1 protein-coding gene is annotated in these 1659 nt (G+C 73.7%); it reads left to right on the top strand.

Features of this window, described 5'->3' with window-relative positions:
- Positions 1-703: 703 nt before the first annotated feature.
- A partial coding sequence (locus tag ACWEVO_RS36210; protein ID WP_452311894.1) for an NAD-dependent epimerase/dehydratase family protein occupies positions 704-1659 on the top strand: 956 nt, incomplete at its 3' end.

The raw sequence follows: 1659 nt of genomic DNA, 5'->3' as shown, positions 1-1659 counted from the left end.
GCGAACACACCACCGGTGAAAGCCAGACCAGCGATACCGAGAATGCTCTTACGGAAGATCGTGTTCATGGGGGAAAGCTCCATTCGGGGGTTGGCACACCACACGCCGATGGGGGTCGGCGGGTGCGCAAGCACCACGTCAGGCGCTCACAAGCAAGGGGAAAGTCTTGAGGGGGATCCGGCTCGCGGGGCTGGGCCGCTTCGCGGCGCCGGGACCATGTGTAACGACCGGCGCCCCACCGTCATTCCCGGGGGCCCGCTGTCGCGGGGCGTCGTCTTCCTCGGCCGTTCACGGGATACAACGACCCCCGCCCGGCCACCATTCCGCCCCCACGATGCCGCCGGTCACACCCACAAACCGGACACCGCACCCCAACGGGGCACAGCCTGCCCACCGGCCGGCCCCGTCAGTGGAACGCCATGGACGTCTCCGGGCGCCGGGGACCTCCATGGCGTTCCACCGGTCGCGGCGAGATCGGGCGGCATCCGGACATCCGACACATAGCTCCTGCCCAGCCGGGGAAGCACCCGCTTTGATCAACTCGATCTGCCGCAGGTCGCGCCATCCGGCGGCCGGGACACCCCGACCTGCCGCAGAGTGAGTCGGTCACCGGGTCGGGGTGAGGGTCGCTTCTGCCCAGGGCAGATCCGCTGCCGGTGAACAGCGGGCCGCAATCGACCCGGCGGCGGGCAGGGTGGGACGCATGAGACTGCTGATGCTGGGCGGGACGGGATTCGTCGGCGGCGCCACCGTGCGGGAGGCGCTGAACCGAGGCTGGTCGGTGACCGTGCTCAACCGGGGGCTGCATGGCCAGGTGGCCGCCGGCGTGCACCGGTTGCGGGGGGACCGGACGGCGCCGGACGGGCTGACGGCGCTGGCCGGCGGCCGGTGGGACCTGGTGGTGGACACCTGGGACGGGGCGCCCCGGGCGGTACGGGACGCCGCGCGGGCCCTGGTCGACGCGGTGCCGCACTACGTCTACGTCTCCAGCGGGTCGGTGTACGCCGAGCCGGTGCCGGACGGGGTGGGCGAGGAGGCCGCCACCGTGGACGCCGAGGCCGACGCGGGCGACGGGGAGTACCCGCGCAACAAGTCGGGTGGGGAACGGGCCGCGGTGGAGGTCTACGGCGACCGCGCGCTGCTGGTCCGGGCCGGGCTGATCCTCGGGCCCGGGGAGGACATCGGCCGGTTGCCCTGGTGGCTGCACCGGGTCGCCCGGGGTGGCGAGGTGCTGGCCCCCGGGCCGCGGGACCTGCCGGTGCAGTACATCGACGTCCGGGACCTGGCGAACTGGCTGCTGGACCGGGGGAGCGAGGGCGTCGGCGGGGCGTACAACGTGATCAGTCGGAGCGGGCACGCGACGATGGGCGAACTGCTCGACGCGGCGGTGGCGGCGACCGGGTCGGCCGCGACGCTGCGCTGGACGGACCCGGAGCCGATCCTGGCCGCCGGGGTGGAGCCCTGGAACGACCTGCCGATCTGGATCCCGCAGGGGCACCCGTACCGCTGGTTGCAGGAGCGGGGGGTCGAGCGGGCGTACGCGGCGGGGCTGGTCTGTCGGCCGGTGACCGAGACGGTCGAGGACACCTGGCGTTGGCTGCGCGAGGTGGGCCGGGTGCCGCCGCGGGCGGGCCGACCGGCGCGGGTGGCCGTGGGCCT

It is taken from the genome of Micromonospora sp. NPDC003776 (genome assembly GCF_053605645.1).
Note: the sequence above shows the minus strand (reverse complement) of the source record. Positions and strands in the feature narration are given on the sequence as shown.